This is a genomic window from Amycolatopsis sp. cg9, assembly GCF_041346945.1.
Lineage (GTDB): Bacteria > Actinomycetota > Actinomycetes > Mycobacteriales > Pseudonocardiaceae > Amycolatopsis.
The window spans coordinates 9,113,580-9,129,055 of record NZ_CP166850.1 but is presented as its reverse complement, the minus strand read 5'-3'; the positions used below and the strand labels follow the sequence as shown (position 1 = coordinate 9,129,055).

The window sequence follows — 15,476 nt, the reverse complement described above, 5'->3', positions numbered from 1 at the left end:
GCAGCTCGCGGGCGCGGTCACCGAGAAGGTCGGTTCTCCGCACTGACGAAGGGGCGCGGCCCGGCCAAGCCGTGGAGCACGAGGTTCGCGACGGTGTCGGCGATGCGGCCGTCGTCGGTGGGCAGCGCGTGCTGGAGACCGGCGAGCAGGACGCCCACGGCCGCCGCCACCAGCTCGGGGTCGCCGGGCAGCGGCTCGCCGCGGTCTCGCCGGTTCTCCAACTGCCTTCGCAGCGGGGCCGTCCGGCTGGTCAGTTCGCGCCACAACCGTCCCGACGCCGGGGCGGCGGCGATCGCCGACTGCAGCAGGGCGGTGACCGCGGGGCGGTGGGAGCGCATCGCCGTCGAGCAGGCCGTGATGTGCTCGCGGATCTCGTCGTCGCCCGCCGGGCCGGGGAGCGCTGCTTCGTCGAGTTCGCGGCGCAAAACCGCGAGGATCTCGTCCTTGTCGCTGAAGTGGGTGTAGAAGGAGCCCACCGCACGGCCGGCCGCGGTGGCGATGTCGGCGACCTTGGTGTCGAGGTAGCCGCGTTCGGCGAACAGCCGTCTCGCCGCGGCCAGCAGGTCCGCGCGGGTGCGGCTCGCGAGTTCGGTTCGCCTGCTCATCGGCCCGCGAGGTGGGGGAGGAGGTGGGACGCGGATTCCCGCAGGTGCGTTCGCACGGCGTCGTGGTCCACGCCGAGGAGGACGTGGTCGCGTTTGCGCCACCGCCCGGCGACCATGACCGCCTCGACGTCGTCCGCGTACAACGCGGCCGCGATCGGGTTCGGCCCGGCGATGTCGAGGACGACCAGGTCGGCCTGCAGGCCCGGCTCGAGCCGGCCGACGCGGTCGGCGAGGCCGAGTGCTCGCGCGCCCTCGACCGTGGCCCAGGCCAGCGCCTGCTTGGCGGTGACCGTGGCCTGGAGCGAGAACGGGCCCGCCGCCTCGCGGTGGTCGTGGTGCCGTCCGCAGGCCAGCGCGATCCGGGCGGCGGAGAGCACGTCGGCGGGGGTGACGGCGTCGGTGTCCGTGCCCAGCGACGGCGCCGCACCCAGCCGGAGCAGGTGCGGGGTGACGGGCGAGCCGTGGCCTTGGCCGAGCTCGTTCTCGGGCGTGCACGTCACGCTCGCGCCGGCGTCGACCAGCGTCTTGAGCCACCCTTCGGTGAGCCCGGCGCCGTGCACGACGTTGGTCGCCGGGCTCAGCATGCCCGCCGACCGCACCGCCTCCCACCCGGGCCCCGGCTCTCCGCCGCTCTGGTGCATCGACACCACGAGCCCGCGTTCGGCGGCGGCCCGGAAGTCGGCGACCGCGGCGTCCGGAGTGGACAGTTGCGGGCCGCGGACCGCCATGCCGATGCCGATCAGCGGGCCGCCGCGCAGCCGGTCGACCTCGCTCAGCGGGTAGGCCGCGGAGTACGGCGTGCCGTACAGGAAGACCCCGCGGATGCCGGACGCCGCCAGGCCGTCGAGCGCCGCGTCGGTGTGGTCCGGGGTCAGCGTGTTGTGGCACCAGTCGCCCACGGTCGTGGTGCCGCGGTCGAGCTGGCTCAGCGCACCGGCGAGCGTGCCGATCCGCATGTCCTCCGGGCGGTAGCGCGGGGCTGCGGAACCGTGCACGCGGCCGAGGTAGTCCGCGAGCGTCCAGTCGACGCCGGTGCCCCGCAACGCGGTCTGCCAGGTGTGGAGGTGGGCGTTGACCAGGCCGGGCAGGATGATCCGGTCGGGGACGTCGACGATCTCCGCGCCGGCCCCGTCGAGGCCTTCGCCGACCGCGGCGATGGTGTCGCCGTCGATCAGGACGTCGGCGCGTTCGGCGTCGGGCCGGTGCGGTGCCATGGTGATGACCTGCGCGCCGCGCAGGAGCACGCGGCTCATCCGGCCACCGGCGTCATGGCGCGGGCGGCGGCGCGGGTCGAGCCGAGGAAGTCACGGGTCGCGATGTGCCCGAGGTAGCCGTCGGGCCGGACGAGCAGCAGGGTGTCGCCTTCGATGCCGTAGCTCCGGCGGAAGTGCCGGGCGTCGACGGTGATTCGCCGCAGCGGCGCTCCGGCGGCGGGCCAGCCGAGTTCGTCGCTCGCCGCGGCGGCCTCCGAGCCACAGGCGACCAGGGTGAAGTGCGGGCCCCGGTAGGCGTCGAACAGACGCGAGCCGGACAGTTCGTTGTCCGGCGCGCGATCGCCGACTTGCAGCGTCGCCGTGCGGTCGGTGCCGCCGGGCGCGAGCGGGCCGCCGTGGTAGGTCAGGGCCAGCTGCTGTTCGTCCTTGCCGCGGCGCAGGCCGGCCGGGTCGAGCTTCGCGATGCCTTCGTACTTCTTCGTGGACAGGCCGAGTACCCCGGCAGCGATCGGGAGGCGTTCGGCTTCGTAGCTGTCGAGCAGCCGCGGGTCGGCACCGGCGAGGACCTGGGCGAGTTTCCAGCCGAGGTTGTAGGCGTCCTGGATGCCGGTGTTGAGGCCCTGCGCGCCGGCCGGGGTGTGCACGTGCGCGGCGTCGCCGGCGAGGAACACCCGCCCGCGGCCGTAGGCCTCGGCCAGGCGGATGTTGGGGCGGAACACCGACCGCCAGCGGATGTCGCGCACGGCGAGGTGCCGGTTGCGGGTGTGGGCCCGGATCCGCCGGGTGATCGCGTCTTCGCCGTCGGGCGGCTCTTCGCCGGGGGAGAGGCGGATCATCCACTGGAACAGGTCGGTGTGCGGCAGCGGGCAGGCGCCCACGAACCGGCCCTGCGCGCCCGGCCAGACGTGCCAGCGGTGATCGGGCAGGCCGGTGGTGACGGCGTCGACGATGAGCATCCGATCTCCCTCGCGGGTCTCGCCGAGGAAGCCCACGCCGAGGTGCTTGCGGACGGCGCTCGAACCCCCGTCCGCGCCGACGAGGTAGCGGGCGGTGATCCGTTCGGTGCCACTGTCGCCGGTCACCGTGGCGGTGACCGACGTGCCGTCCTGGGCGAACCCGAGGAGCTCCCGGCCGTATTCGACCTTTCCGCCGAGCCGCTCGAGGCGGTCGTGCAGCACGGAGTCGGTGCGGTACTGCGGCATCAGCCGGGTGTTCGGGTGCGGAACTTCGGCGGTGCGGTCGCGGTTGCGGAACATCCGCCAGGGGACGGTGACCGGTCCCAGGTGGATGCCGAGGCGGGGGTAGTCGCTGCTGCCGGCGAGGACGTCGTCGAGCACACCGAGGTCGTCGAACACCTCCAGGGTCCGCGGCTGGATGCCCTTGGCGCGGGAACCTTCGAAGGAGTGCGGGGCCTTGTCGACGATCCGGACCGCGAGGCCGCGGCGGGCCAGGTCGATCGCGAGGGTGGTGCCGGCCGGGCCGGCGCCGGCGATCAGGACGTCGAGGGTTTCGTTCATGGTTCGAGCCGTTCGGGGTGGGGAACGGTGAACGACGCGAGCAGGTCGCCGACGTCGTCCGGCCGTTCGTAGGGGGCCATGTGGCCGCATTCGGTGATGACGTGCGTCTGCCGCGGGCGCAGCAGCTCGTGCACGGTGTCGAGGTGGCTGATCGGGGTGACCCGGTCGTCGTCGCCCCACACCAGCAGGACCGGGAGCCCCAGCTTGCCGGTGCTGCGGAACAGGTCCTGCCGTTCGTACAGCGGAAAGTGCTGCAGGGTCTGGAAGAACGCGAAGAGGGAGCCTTCGTAGCGGTAGGCGTCCCGCACCATCGCGACCAGCTGGGCGGAAAGGGCGGGGTCGCGGACGTTGTGCCCGAGGTGGCTCTCCAGCAGCTTGCGGCCGAAGCGCCGGGCGACGAATCCGGCGAGCACGTCGTTGCGCAGCAACCGCTGCTGTCGAGGACGTTCGCCGAGCCCGGCCGGTCCGACGACGGTGAGCGTGGTGACCGATTCGGGGTGCAGGTTCGCGTAGGCCATCGCGACCAGGGCACCCATCGAGGTGCCGACGACGTGCCGTGGCGGTGTGAGGTCCAGGGCCGAGGTCAGCTCGGCGAGCTGGCGGACGAACAGTGCTTCGTCGTAGCGGCCCTCGACGCGGTCGGAATAGCCGCGGCCGTAGGCGCTGTAGGCCAGGGTGCGCAGGCCGCGGGCGTGCAGCCGGGCGGCGAGGGCGTCCCAATAGGACAGCGGAATCGTGAGGCCGCCGACCAGCACGGCGAGTCCACCGCTCTCGGGACCGCTCAGCTCGTAGTGCGTCACCCCGTCGGACAGCGCGACGAAGCTGCCGCGCGGGGTCCGGCGCGTGGCCGTGTCGAGCCGGCGGTCCTCATCGGAGACGACGAAGTACTTCATCGCAGGAACTCCGTGATCGCCGCGGCCACCCAGTCCGGGTCCTCTTCGGGCAGCAGGTGCCCGCCGTCGGCGTGGACGCGCTCGACGGCGCCCGGGATGTCGCGGGCGAAGTGCTGCCCATCGAGGCCGGCGCTGCGCAGGACCAGCGCCGGGACCGCGATCCTCGGGATTTCGGTGCTGCGGTCGGGCTGGTCGGTGGTGGCGAAGTCGACGAACGCCGACCGGTTCCCCGGACGGCTCGTCAACGCGTGCACCCGGTCGACCATGGCGTCGTCGACGATCACCGAGTGCGCCCCGACGGCTTCCCGCAGCCCGCGTTCGGTCGCGCGGCGCGGGAGCCAGCGCCGCAGCAGGGGGCGCAGCAACGGGTTCCGGGCCAGCCGCAGCCCGGCCGGGAGGGACTTCTCGGGATAGCCGGTCGCGTTGACCAGCACCAGCGCCTCGACCCGCTCCGGGGCGTCGAGGGCCAGGTTCCACGCGATGTTGCCGCCCAGCGAATTCCCGGCCAAGGCGAAGTGCGGCACCTGCAGCGCGGTCATGAAGCGGGCGATCGTTCCCGCGTACGTGCGGACGCGGTAGTCGCGGTCGGGCCGCGGTCCCGTCCGCCCGAACCCGGGCAGGTCCGGGCGGATCACGTCGTAGGACGCCGACAGCAGCGTCGCTACCCGTTCGAAGCCCTCCAACGACGACCCGCTGCCGTGCAGCAGGACCACCGTCGGGCCTTGACCTGCGCGAACGTAGTGGATGCGCAGGTCGTCCACTGTGACGAACCGAGTGCTCTGCATAATGGCAACAGTGTTGCCGTTATTGCAGAGGGTGTCAACCGGCGGTCATACTGACGGGTGTGACCAGTTCGTCCTCGCCCGCCGCGTCCGCTCGCCGGTCCCGCGGCCGCCCCGCCGTCCCGCTGGACCGGATCCTCGCGACCGCGCTGCAGCTCGTCGACGACGACGGCGCCGAGGCCCTGTCCATGCGGACCCTCGCGCAGCGGCTCGAATCCGGCACGGCCACGCTCTACCGCCACTTCGCCAACCGGGCGACCTTGATCACCCACGTCGTCGACCGCGTCTTCGCCGAGGTCGAGCTCGACCCGCGGACCCTGGCGGAGCTGAGCTGGGACCGGGCCTGCCGGGCGATCGCCCAGGCGATGTTCGACGCACTGGGCAAGCACCGGAAGGTCGCGCCCCTGCTGATCGAGCAGACGCCGACCGGGCCGAACGCGATGGTGCTGCGAGAACGCTGCCTGGCCGTCCTGCTCGACGGCGGGCTCCCGCCGAACCTGGCGGCGCGCGCCTACGCCACGCTGGCGCGCTACGTCTTGGGCTTCGCCATCCAGCTGGCCGGGTCCGGGAACGACGCCGACCGGGAGCGAGCGTCGACCCATTTCCACGGCCTGTCGCCCGCCGAGTTCCCGGCCACGCTCGCGGTCGCGGACTCGCTGCCGGTGCCGCTGGAGGACGAGTTCGCCTTCGGCCTGGAACTGATCGTCGACGGGCTGCGCCGGCTGCACAGGAGTCGGCCGTAACCCCGGCGCCGCTCCCGCCACGGGCGGCGCACGGCACCGGCCGCCGCGGCTCGGTGGCGGCCGGTGCCCTGGTCACTGGCGCACGACGCCGACCTGCTGGGCGAGCTGCTCGGCGTTGATGTCGAGCCACCGGTAGCTGATGCTGTTCCACAGATCGCAGTGCTGCGCGGCGGCGAACGCGGTGGAGGTCACCGTCGAGCTGCCGCCGAGCTGGAGGACCATCGCGCGCTGGTCCCCGCCGCGAACGGGTACGCCTTGGGCGATGGCCGCGCCGGCGCCCGCACCCTCGTGGACGACCTGCTGGCGCTGCGCCCGGGAAGGCTTTCGCACGCATGACCTCCACAGGGGACACCGGAGTCGTCGCCGAGGTGCGGTCCGGATGCGTACCCGAGAACCACGAGCTGACCTCCGTGTCAGTGCGATGGGCCACGACGGCAGCGTTTTGAACTGGCGACGTCGTGAGTCGGCCGGCCCTTGGGCGGCTCTCGTGAACTGGCACTCCATCGATCGGCGTCGGTCCCCTCCGAAAGGCCCCCGGATTGTCGGTGGTCGCCGGTAGGGTCCGGGACCGTGACTTCCACCGCAGCTCCTACCGACAACGGCCGCGAGATCCCCGGCATCGCCGAACTCGCTCGTACCGCCACGCGCCTGCACCCGACGCCCGGCGCGCCCACCGCTCGCGACAGCCACATCGGCGGTCCGTTGTGGTGGCCCGCCGACGAGCCGTGGCCGCACTGTGACGGACGGATGCCCACGTCCACTGGAAGACCACAGGAGGACTGGACAGCCGAGCACGAGGTCGACGGGCCGGTCGCGCTGGTCGGGGCGGCCCAGCTCTTCCGCCGCGACTTCCCCGCCCTGCCCTTTCCCGAGGGCACCGACCTGCTGCAGGTGTTGCTGTGCCCCAACGAGCACGAGGGCAGCAGTCCGGGCTACTACTACGGCCCGGCGGCTCACCTGGTCTGGCGCGCGTCCGCCGAGGTGACCGACCTCGCCGGGCAACCGCCGCAACCGGCGAGCGTCGGCGGTGAATTCGTCCCCCGCCCGTGCGTGCTCAATCCTTGCCAGGTCGTCGAATACCCGGCGCTCGACGAGCTCCCGGACGAGATCAAGCTGACGCTGTCCTTCGTGCAGCCGGGCGGGTTCGTCGACGACGACCACGAGGACTGGCCTCCGGTCATCCACGGCAGCAAGGCCGGCGGCTGGGCCTTCTGGTGGCAGAGCAGTCCGTGGAAACTCGACTGCCAGGACTGCGGCGCCGGTCTTCGTCTCCTGCTGTCGTTGCACACGTACGAGCACAAGGACGAGCTGTGCTCCTGTGAGCAAGGTGAGCTGGACCCCGTCGGGTGGGAGTTCGGGCGGCAGGGCGCCTTGAACATCTTCGCCTGTCCGAACGACGTCACCCACGCCTTCAGGCTGCACATCGATTAAGGGGTGACGTGTTCGCGGCCTGCCGGCCGTGCCGGTGGCAGCGGCAGGGGAGCGGGTTGAGGCGGCGGCGAAGTTTTTTATGCTTTCGATGTCGCCGGCGTCGATGACCGTGGGCAGGTACTCACCCCACGTCGGTGTCCGATCGACGCTCAGCCGATCTCGCGTGGAAGTCATCGCGGTACTCCGCCTTCGGCATCACGGTCGGCACGGTTCAGGTCCGTGCGGCTGCGGGCGGTCCGGCGTGAACCTGGCCGAGGGCCGGCGGGAGTTCCGCGTGCGGCGCCACCACCTACGGCGTGATCGACCCGGCGCTGGGCGGCCGTGGTGGCCGGATTCGCGGTGGCGGGCGCGGCACTGGCGTTCTGGCTGGTGATGTGGTCGACTAGCGTGCAGGTCCAGGTGCCCGGCGAAGTTCTCAACCGTGTGTACGCCTACGAGGTCGCGGGCTCGCTCGCGATGGTGCCGGTCGGCCAGGTCCTCGCGGGCCCGGCCACCGCCCTCTTCGGAGTGCATGACGCACTGCCCGGGTCCGGCGTGCCGACCGTCGTGAGCGCGACAGCCCTGCTGGCGGCTCCCGCGATCCGTGACCTGCGCAGGAGGGGGAGTCTGCGATGGCCGCACCACACCTCACCGGCCGCCACCTTGCCCAGGTGCACGCGGTCGGGTTTGCCGGTGAACGACGGGCGCATCTCGTCCGGCCCGCGCACGATCGGCACCCCGATCGGCGCCGGCCCGTCGTACCCCGGCGGACAGCGCGGTGACGAATTCGACCGAGCCTGTTGGGCACACCGTCACGTCCTCCCGCGCCGCGTCCGTATCGATACTTCGCGATCCCGACCCGTGTCATCGGAGGTGACGTCGAATTCATGACAGCTGTCGAGAAACGTTTCGCGCTCAACGTCGCCCAGCTTCGCAATCTGCGGAACTGGGCCGCGGACGATCTGGTGGACAAGACGATCCCGGTGGTCGTCCGTCCACCCCGGCCGACACCTCCCGCCGAAGCGGCGGCGGCTGTCCGCGCGTTGGTGGGCCGGCACGAGGCGTTGCGCAGCCGGCTCGCCGGAGCCGAGCAGGTAGTGCTCACCACCGAGGAGATCGACGTCGAGTGCGGGACGGAGACGCCAGGCGGACCGGTGCCGGTCGCGCCGGATGAGCGCGCCTGCCGGGCTTTTCTCCTGCTGCGCGAGGGAAAGGTCGACACGGTCACACTCACGGTGTCACACGTGTTCACCGATGCCTTCGGCGTGCAGGCACTCGCCCGCGACCTGACCAGCCTGCTCGCCGGTGAGCCGGTGGCGCCGCAACCACGTCAGGCAAGCGACTATGCCGACGGCCCGGAGGCGCCACGCGTGCGGGAGAACACCGCGTACTGGCGGGAGTTGCTCGGGGGCGCACCGAGAGCGTGCACGTACTCCGGGGTCGAGCGGGACGAGTACGAGAAGGTGGAGATCGCACAGGAGCCGCTGACGCCGGAGCTGGACGCACTCGTCGCCACCACCTGTCGTGCGCTCGGCGTCACCGCGCATGCCGTGTGGGGCGGGGTGGTCAGTGCGCTCGTGAGCAGACTTTGCGGCCGGCACGGACAGGTCTTCCGGTCGACCTACGCGAACCGTTTCACGCCGGCCGACCTCGGGGCGGTCACCCAGTTGGCACAGGCGGTGTACCTGCCGATCGACGGCGAGGCGGACGACACGGTGCGCGCCAGGGTCGAGCGCGTGGCCCGTACTTCGTTCGCCACCCTGGATCGCGGCACCTACGACGCCAACGCGTTGCTGGACTGGCTCAACTCCGGTGCCGGCGCGGTGTTCCAGCCCGCGTTCGAACTGAACTACGTGCCCGCGGGACGAGGAGCGACACCGGCCGCGCCGGAGCCGCGCCGGGTCGAGGTCAACGACGTGCGCATCGATCCGCCGTCGGCCAAAGCGGACCTCGCGGTGACCGTTTCGCACCTCCCCGGCGCCGTGGTGCGGGTCGCCGCCCGCCGCCCGGTGAGCCGCCAACGCGGCGCCCGCGACCTGTCGGCGGCCTGCCTCACGATCTTGGAAGCCCTGAGCTCCGACCCGGACACCCCGATCGGCGAGTTGCCCATCGAGCCGTTTCCCGCCACGGCAACGCTTCGCGGCGGACACCACACCGGCGTCGCTGTCGACGCGGACAGCACCACGCGGCTGGTCACGTCCGTGCCGGGAATCCTCGCGTGCCGGCTGGAATTCCACGACCGCAGGGTGCTGGCGACCGTCACGACCCGGGAACCGGTCACGCCTACCGGGTTGCGCGCAGTGCTGGCACGACGCCAGCCCTGGTTTTCCGGAGCGGTCGTGCCGGACGACTTCGTCATCGACGACTCACCGCGCTGAAGTCCGCGCTCGCGCGGTGGGCGAGCCGATCCCTTCTGCCTACGACATTCGGGTGACGCGGTTCGCCGGGCATAAACCGGGCTTTCGATGTCGGCGTTGGTGTCGCAGGATCCGAATTCACGCGTTGTTCGATTTGCGCCTGGACATCGTCATCGAATGGGAATGGGGAGACGGCACGGGTGCGTGTTCGCAGGCCGGGTTTCGATGCTCGTCGGGGGGATGGCTATGTGCTCGCGCGTCTGGTGCACGACCGGGAGGACACCCGTGTTCGCCTGTCTCGAGTTCCCCAACCCATGACCGCCCTCGACACACTGTCGCCCGTTCGGTACGAGGTGAGGTTGCTCGGTCCCTGGGAGCTGCGTGCGGGCGGGAACGTCGTGCCGGTCCGGGGATCGCGGTTGCGGGTCCTGCTGACCTCCCTCGTCCTGGCCGTGAACCAGACGGTGACCACGGACACCCTGGTCGAGCAGCTGTGGCCGGAACGGGCGCCGGAGTGGCCGCGCCGGTCGCTGCACACGTACGTCACGCGGCTGCGCCAGCTGCTCGAACCAGGCCTGATCCACACGCAGCCGGGCATCGGCTACCAGCTGTCCATCGCCCCCGAGGCGATCGACCTGCGCCGCTTCCGGGACCTGGTGGCGCGCGCGAAGGAGACCGCCTCGGTGGACGAGGAGCTGCGGTTGCTGCGCGCGGCCCTCGCATTGTGGCGCGGCACGCCCTTCGCCGATCTGCACTCCACCTGGCTGGACCGGGAAGTGGCGCCCGGACTCAGCGAGGAGTGGTTCGCGGCGACGCTGCGCCGGGTCGAGCTGGAACTCGACCTCGAGTTCACCGAACAGCTCATCGGTGAACTGCAGGAGCTGGTCAACTCGCACCCCACCCGCGAGCAGCTCTGGCGGTGCCTCATCACCGCCATGCACCGGGCGGGCCGCCGGGCCGAGGCGCTGGACGCCTACCAGCGCATCCGGGCGATCCTGCGCGACGAGCTGGGCATCGAGCCCGGCGAGCAACTCGTCGCCCTGCAGCAACAGATCCTGCTCGACGGCAGCGCCGACACCGTCGCGCCGGCCCTGCACCAGCTCCCGCACGACATACCGACCTTCACCGGGCGGGACGACGAGCTGACCACGCTCGACACGCTGCTCGCCGGTGCCGGTCGCACCCCGGCGCCGCTCATCGTCTCGGTCACCGGTGCGCCCGGCGTCGGCAAGACCACCCTGGCCGTGCACTGGGCGCACCGCATCGCCGATCGGTACCCGGACACGCAGCTCTACCTCGACCTGCGCGGGTACGGGCCGGGTGAGCCACTGAGCCCGTCGGCCGCCGCGGAGACGTTGCTGCGCGCCCTCGGCGTGGACAGCGCGCTGATCCCGGCCGATCTGGACGCGCGGTCCGCGTTGTTCCGCAGCCGGATGTCCGGGTCCGAGGCACTCGTCGTGCTCGACAACGCCCGGGACACCGAGCACGTCCGGCCGTTGCTGCCGGGCGGGTCGGCCGTGGTGGTCGTGACCAGCCGCGACCAGTTGCGTGGTCTGTCCGTCCGGGACGGAGCGCACCGCGTCACGCTGCGCCCGTTGCCCCGGCGGAAGGCGGTCGAGATGCTCGGTGCCACGTTCGGCATCGAGTTGACGGGCTCGGAACGGGCGGCCGCCGCCGAACTCGTCGAGCTGTGCGGCCGGTTGCCGCTGGCCCTCGCGATCGCCGCCGAGCTGGCGCAGCGGGCCGGCTCGCTGGCGGAGATCGTGGTGCCGCTCAGGGCCGAGGAAAGCAGGCTCGACCGGCTGCACACCGGCGAGGAGTCACCGGACGGCATACGGACCGCGCTGTCCTGGTCCTACCGCGCGTTGACCCCGCACGTCGCGACGATGTTGCGCCGGCTCGGTCTGCACCCCGCGGGCACCATCGACGTGCGGGCCGCGGCCGAGCTCGCCGGGGTGCCGGTCGAGCCGGCCACGGTGTGGCTGGACCGGCTGGTGGCGGCCCACCTGGTCGAGCAGCGCCGGCCACACCGCTACGAGCTCCCCGACCTGATCCGCCTGTACGCGGGCGACATGGCCGCACACGAGCTGCCGGGCGACCGGGAGGCCGCGATCCAGCGGGTGCTCGACTGGTACCTGCACGCCGCGGTGAGCGCCGACGAGGCGCTGGTCCCCGGGCGGCGCCGCGACTTCCTCGACCCGCGCAAGCCGCGCACCCCGCCGCCGGAGTTCACCTCGCCCCGGGACGCGCACGCGTGGTTCGAGCGGGAGTGCGACAGCCTGCGTGCCTACGTCGGCTGGGCGGCCAGGTCCGGGTTCGCCGGACACGCCTGGCGCATCGCGATGGCCATGACCACGTTCTTCGACCACACCGTCCCCGGGCACGAGGGGGTGGCGTTCTACCGGTCGGCGCTGGTCGCGGCCAGGACGGCCGGTGAACTCGCGGGCGAGGCCCACGTGCTCGACGCGATGGGCCTCGTCCACCTGGACCTGTCCCAACCGGACGCGGCGGCGTCGTGTTTCCACGAGTCGCTGCACCACTTCCGGGAACTGACGGATCCCTGGGGCGAAGCCATGGCACTGGGCAACCTCGCCCTGCTGCACGGCGAGCGAGGCGACGTCGCGATCGCCCGCGACCACGCGTTGCGGGCGATCCGGCTGTGCGAGAACCTCGGCTACCGGCGCGGTACGGCCATCGGCATGAAGAACCTCGGCATCGCGCACCTCGTCGCCGGCGCGCACCAGGAGGCCGCCGGGTGGTTCGAGCGGGCACTGGCGATCTGCCACCAGAGCGACGAACTCGAGGTCGAGTCGTGGACACGGCACTGTCTCGGCCGCGCCCACGCCGGACTGGGCGACGTCCCCAAGGCGGTGAGTGCTTTCCGCAAGGCCATCCACCTGCACCGCGGGCTGGGCAGCCGGCGCGGGCAGGCCGTCGTGCTCGCCGATCTGGGCGACACGCTCGCCGCCGCGGGCCATCCGGGGCTCGCGCGCTCGGCGTGGCAGGCCGCACACGACGTGCGCACCCGGAGCCACTGACCCGTCGGCCGGCCGGACCTATCGGCCGGCTCCGGCGGCCTGGTGGAACAGCCGCCGCACGAGGTCCCGGACGTCGGGCAGGCTCAGCGTGTCCGCGTCGGGGGCGGCCTGGTGGAAGGTGGCGCGTGCCGGCCTGGCCAACAGTGCGCCGAGGTTCCGCGGTGGTCGTCCCGAGATCACCGTGATCTCGCCGTCGGGGTCGGCGGGGACGGGATCCCGGGCGGCTTCGAGGAACCACGCCCAGGCCCGGTACCTGGCGAACAGGTCGTCGACCATCTCGTACGCCTCCTCGTCGCCGCCGTACTCCGTGGCGACCCGGTCGCGGGCGGCGGTGAGCACCGCCTCCCACCGGGCGAGCCGGCCGGTGCCGTCCACAGTGGCCGGATCGACGTTCATCGTCGCGCACAGCTGCAGGAAGTCGCGGTGCATGATCTCCGCGTCCACGACATCCGGATCCACCAGCACCAGGGCGGCGCCGCACCGGGCCGCGGTGTGTGCGGCGAGAGCGGCGGTGCCGCAGTAGGCGAGGACGAGCGAGGGCGGTACGTGCGATCGCGAGAGCAGGAGGCGGGAATGGCGGTCCACGGAAAGACCTTCCGCCACGTGGTCGTCCAGCGGATCGAGCCGCAGCAGGCGGTCCGCGTGTTCCGGCTCGCGGAGGAAACCGAAGTCGGCGGTCTTCCGCACCGCGTAGAACTCCAGTGCCAGTACGACGGGCCCGTCGGACACGGTCAGCTCGTTCCGTGGTTCGACACGCTGCCGGCGAGCCACTGCCGTCCCGCGCGCCGCCACATCAGCCGCGGACTCCCGCAGGTGCGGGGAAGCGCGTAGGCCGCGCGGTACAGCGCGACGACGCGTCGATCCCCGGTGCCCGCCGCGCCGTGGACCTGGACCAGCTCGTGGGCGGCGGTGACCGCGGCCTCGACGCTTGACGCGGCGCAGGCGGCTGCCCAGCTCCCGACCGGGGTGGCGGTGTCGTGCTCGGTCGCGGCGCGCCACACGCCGATCCGCGCGCCGATCAGCAACACGGCCGCGTGGGCCAGGCGGTGTGCCGGCCCCTGGAGTTCGATCAGGCGGCGGCCGGAGATCGTTCGGTCGGCCGCCCGGGTCTGCGCCAGTTCCAGGCATGCGCGGCCGACACCGATCGCGTACGCCGCACGGGGGAGGAGCAGGCGGTCGGTGTCCACGCCCGTGGCGTCACCGGCGTCGGAGCGGCAACGTTCGACCACCGACGCGAGCAGCCCCTCGCGCGTCCGCTCCTCGGCCGGTAACGCGTCCAGTGCCGCGTGCACGGCCAAGGGCAGCGCGACGTCGTGACCTGCCGCACCGAGTTCCTCCAGCACCAGGCACCAGTCGAGGAGACCCCACCGCGGCATGGCGGGCGTGGTGAGGCCCGCGGCGGCGAGGACGTCCCAGGCGGTGACGTCGTCCGAAGTGGCCGCGCGCCGCAGCGCCGCGACGAGCAGTCGCTGGTCCGTGGTCGGCTCCAGGTTCACCGGAAGGTCCCTCCGATGGGGAACTCGTTGGCTATCAGGTCCAGCTGGAGATCCTGTGCCCCGCCGGAGACGGTGAACTCCGGCGCCTCGGCGACCGCGGCGCGCAACGCCGGGACCGCGGTCCCGTCCTCGTCGCGGAGCACCGGCAGGAGTTCCGTGCCCGCCCAGCGGGCCACGGCCTGCGCGGCCAGGCCGCAGGTGAGTTTGGCGTAGGCGACGGCGATCTCGTCCATGTCCAGGCCGTCCGCGGTGCCGACGGCGTGGTACGCCGTCGCACGCGCGTTGGCCACCTGGAAGCGCAGGCGCGCCACCTGGGACGCGAAGGCCGACCGCGGATCGGCGGGCAGGCGCCGGACTTCCCGCTCGACGGTAGCCAGCCAGCGGACCGCCCTCGTCAGGTAGTCGAACCCCATCCGCTCGAAGCCGATCGCGGCCGGCAGGAGCGGAAACCCTCGGTGCGGCGGGCCGACGAGCGCGTCGCCGCGGACCGGGACGGCGTCGAAGGTCACGGTGCGGTAGGGCGTGCCGCTCGCGCGGAACTCCGGGCTGATCGTCACCCCGGGGGCGGCGAGGTCGACCAGGAAGAGGCTGATCCCGTCGTAGCGGTGTTCGCGGGGGCGGGTGCGCGCCGAGCAGAGCGCGATCGACGACCACTCGGTGAACAGGCTCCAGCTCTTGACCCCGGTGAGCCGCCAGCCGTCGCCGTCCGGTTCTGCGGTGGTCGCGATCCCGGTCAGGTCGCTGCCCGCGTCCTTCTCGGACAGCAGCAGGCTGGCGAGGAGGCGGCCGCCCGCGATCCGCGGCAGCAGTGTGGCGCGTTGGTGTTCGGTGCCGTGGTGCAGGATCGTGCACCCGACCGCCTGCACGGTGATCAGGTGCGCGACGTCCGGCAGGCCGCGTTCTCCCATCCGTTCGCAGATCGCCGCGTGGTCGGCGAGGGTGCGGTCGCGTCCGCCGAGCCCGGCGGGGTAGTGCACCGCGAGCAGCCGGTGGTCGCCGAGCCGGGCGAGCTGGTCGAGCGGTCCGAGGCCGTCGTCGAAGGTGTCGATGAGGTGGTCCAGCTCCGCGACGAGTGCGGTCTGGCTGTCGTCGAGGGTGAAGCGCATGGCCGCGGCTCAGCGGGCCGACGGCAGGCGCACGGTCGCGCCGTCGGACTCTTCGGCCAGTCGTGCCACCGCGGCGGCGAAGTCGCCGAGCACCGGGCTGGCGATGAGCAGGCGCACCCGCAGTCGCAGTCCGGTGGCCCGCGCGAGGCGGCTCACCAGGTGCATGGCGAGCATGCTGTCGCCGCCCGCGGAGAAGAAGTCCGCGTCCGGCGACAGATCGGCGTCGTCGAGCAGGTCGCCGGCGATCTCCACCACGAGCGCCGGGATGTCGGCGGGGGCCGGGGATGGCTTCGTCATGGGAAAGCACACCTTTCG

General features: G+C 72.4%; 14 protein-coding genes. 4 read left to right on the top strand and 10 right to left on the bottom strand.

Annotated features, from left to right (window positions below; genetic code table 11):
• Nucleotides 1–17 precede the first annotated feature (17 nt).
• The 5 genes from AB5J73_RS41850 to AB5J73_RS41830 are packed head-to-tail and all read right to left on the bottom strand — an operon-like array spanning nucleotide 18 to nucleotide 5,014.
• On the bottom strand, nucleotides 18–605 hold the full coding sequence (locus AB5J73_RS41850) for a TetR/AcrR family transcriptional regulator (RefSeq protein ID WP_370964598.1): 588 nt from the start codon (nucleotides 603–605) through the stop codon (nucleotides 18–20).
• Nucleotides 602–1,858 (bottom strand): amidohydrolase family protein, encoded by a 1,257-nt coding sequence (locus tag AB5J73_RS41845; protein ID WP_370964596.1) that lies wholly within the window; start codon nucleotides 1,856–1,858, stop codon nucleotides 602–604. The genes AB5J73_RS41850 and AB5J73_RS41845 overlap by 4 nt, the downstream gene beginning before the upstream one ends.
• Nucleotides 1,855–3,336 carry an FAD-dependent oxidoreductase gene (locus tag AB5J73_RS41840; protein WP_370964594.1) on the bottom strand — a complete coding sequence of 494 codons (1,482 nt, stop codon included), beginning with the start codon at nucleotides 3,334–3,336 and terminating at the stop codon, nucleotides 1,855–1,857. The genes AB5J73_RS41845 and AB5J73_RS41840 overlap by 4 nt, the downstream gene beginning before the upstream one ends.
• A complete protein-coding gene (locus AB5J73_RS41835) occupies nucleotides 3,333–4,229 on the bottom strand; it encodes an alpha/beta fold hydrolase (protein WP_370964592.1) in 897 nt (298 codons plus the stop codon). The genes AB5J73_RS41840 and AB5J73_RS41835 overlap by 4 nt, the downstream gene beginning before the upstream one ends.
• Complete coding sequence (locus AB5J73_RS41830) at nucleotides 4,226–5,014, bottom strand: alpha/beta fold hydrolase (RefSeq protein ID WP_370964590.1); 789 nt, start codon at nucleotides 5,012–5,014, stop codon at nucleotides 4,226–4,228. The genes AB5J73_RS41835 and AB5J73_RS41830 overlap by 4 nt, the downstream gene beginning before the upstream one ends.
• Nucleotides 5,015–5,073: 59 nt before the next feature.
• Between AB5J73_RS41830 and AB5J73_RS41825 the strand changes: the two genes are divergently transcribed.
• A complete protein-coding gene (locus tag AB5J73_RS41825; protein WP_370964588.1) occupies nucleotides 5,074–5,754 on the top strand; it encodes a TetR/AcrR family transcriptional regulator in 681 nt (226 codons plus the stop codon).
• A gap of 72 nt (nucleotides 5,755–5,826) precedes the next feature.
• Here the strand turns inward: AB5J73_RS41825 and AB5J73_RS41820 are convergent, their stop codons facing one another.
• The gene (locus tag AB5J73_RS41820) at nucleotides 5,827–6,084 is read right to left on the bottom strand and encodes a hypothetical protein (protein WP_370964586.1); all 258 of its coding nucleotides are present in this window, start codon (nucleotides 6,082–6,084) and stop codon (nucleotides 5,827–5,829) included.
• A 240-nt stretch (nucleotides 6,085–6,324) separates the two neighbouring features.
• Between AB5J73_RS41820 and AB5J73_RS41815 the strand changes: the two genes are divergently transcribed.
• The 3 genes from AB5J73_RS41815 to AB5J73_RS41805 all read left to right on the top strand — a co-directional run bounded on the left by AB5J73_RS41815 (nucleotide 6,325) and on the right by AB5J73_RS41805 (nucleotide 12,559).
• Nucleotides 6,325–7,185, top strand: coding sequence for a hypothetical protein (locus AB5J73_RS41815; RefSeq protein WP_370964584.1), 861 nt, complete (start codon nucleotides 6,325–6,327; stop codon nucleotides 7,183–7,185).
• An 866-nt stretch (nucleotides 7,186–8,051) separates the two neighbouring features.
• Nucleotides 8,052–9,542 carry a condensation domain-containing protein gene (locus AB5J73_RS41810; protein WP_370964582.1) on the top strand — a complete coding sequence of 497 codons (1,491 nt, stop codon included), beginning with the start codon at nucleotides 8,052–8,054 and terminating at the stop codon, nucleotides 9,540–9,542.
• 338 nt (nucleotides 9,543–9,880) lie between these two features.
• On the top strand, nucleotides 9,881–12,559 hold the full coding sequence (locus AB5J73_RS41805; protein WP_370964580.1) for a BTAD domain-containing putative transcriptional regulator: 2,679 nt from the start codon (nucleotides 9,881–9,883) through the stop codon (nucleotides 12,557–12,559).
• Between the two features lie 18 nt (nucleotides 12,560–12,577).
• Here AB5J73_RS41805 and AB5J73_RS41800 read toward each other — a convergent pair whose 3' ends face one another.
• The 4 genes from AB5J73_RS41800 to AB5J73_RS41785 are packed head-to-tail and all read right to left on the bottom strand — an operon-like array spanning nucleotide 12,578 to nucleotide 15,458.
• Nucleotides 12,578–13,288, bottom strand: a complete 711-nt coding sequence (locus AB5J73_RS41800; RefSeq protein WP_370964578.1) for a hypothetical protein — start codon at nucleotides 13,286–13,288, stop codon at nucleotides 12,578–12,580.
• Nucleotides 13,289–13,290: 2 nt separating this feature from the next.
• Nucleotides 13,291–14,055: an acyl-CoA dehydrogenase family protein gene (locus AB5J73_RS41795; protein ID WP_370964576.1), complete on the bottom strand. Its 765-nt coding sequence runs from the start codon at nucleotides 14,053–14,055 to the stop codon at nucleotides 13,291–13,293.
• The gene (locus AB5J73_RS41790) at nucleotides 14,052–15,161 is read right to left on the bottom strand and encodes an acyl-CoA dehydrogenase family protein (protein ID WP_370964574.1); all 1,110 of its coding nucleotides are present in this window, start codon (nucleotides 15,159–15,161) and stop codon (nucleotides 14,052–14,054) included. The genes AB5J73_RS41795 and AB5J73_RS41790 overlap by 4 nt, the downstream gene beginning before the upstream one ends.
• Nucleotides 15,162–15,170: 9 nt before the next feature.
• Nucleotides 15,171–15,458: a phosphopantetheine-binding protein gene (locus tag AB5J73_RS41785; RefSeq protein ID WP_370964572.1), complete on the bottom strand. Its 288-nt coding sequence runs from the start codon at nucleotides 15,456–15,458 to the stop codon at nucleotides 15,171–15,173.
• Nucleotides 15,459–15,476: the final 18 nt, after the last annotated feature.

Excerpts from the sequence above, each read along its gene's own strand:
- AB5J73_RS41850 (WP_370964598.1), bottom strand. The coding sequence starts at position 605 with ATGAGCAGGCGAACCGAACTCGCGAGCCGCACCCGCGCGGACCTGCTG.
- AB5J73_RS41845 (WP_370964596.1), bottom strand. The coding sequence starts at position 1,858 with ATGAGCCGCGTGCTCCTGCGCGGCGCGCAGGTCATCACCATGGCACCG.
- AB5J73_RS41840 (WP_370964594.1), bottom strand. The coding sequence starts at position 3,336 with ATGAACGAAACCCTCGACGTCCTGATCGCCGGCGCCGGCCCGGCCGGC.
- AB5J73_RS41835 (WP_370964592.1), bottom strand. The coding sequence starts at position 4,229 with ATGAAGTACTTCGTCGTCTCCGATGAGGACCGCCGGCTCGACACGGCC.
- AB5J73_RS41830 (WP_370964590.1), bottom strand. The coding sequence starts at position 5,014 with ATGCAGAGCACTCGGTTCGTCACAGTGGACGACCTGCGCATCCACTAC.
- AB5J73_RS41810 (WP_370964582.1), top strand. The coding sequence starts at position 8,052 with ATGACAGCTGTCGAGAAACGTTTCGCGCTCAACGTCGCCCAGCTTCGC.
- AB5J73_RS41790 (WP_370964574.1), bottom strand. The coding sequence starts at position 15,161 with ATGCGCTTCACCCTCGACGACAGCCAGACCGCACTCGTCGCGGAGCTG.
- AB5J73_RS41785 (WP_370964572.1), bottom strand. The coding sequence starts at position 15,458 with ATGACGAAGCCATCCCCGGCCCCCGCCGACATCCCGGCGCTCGTGGTG.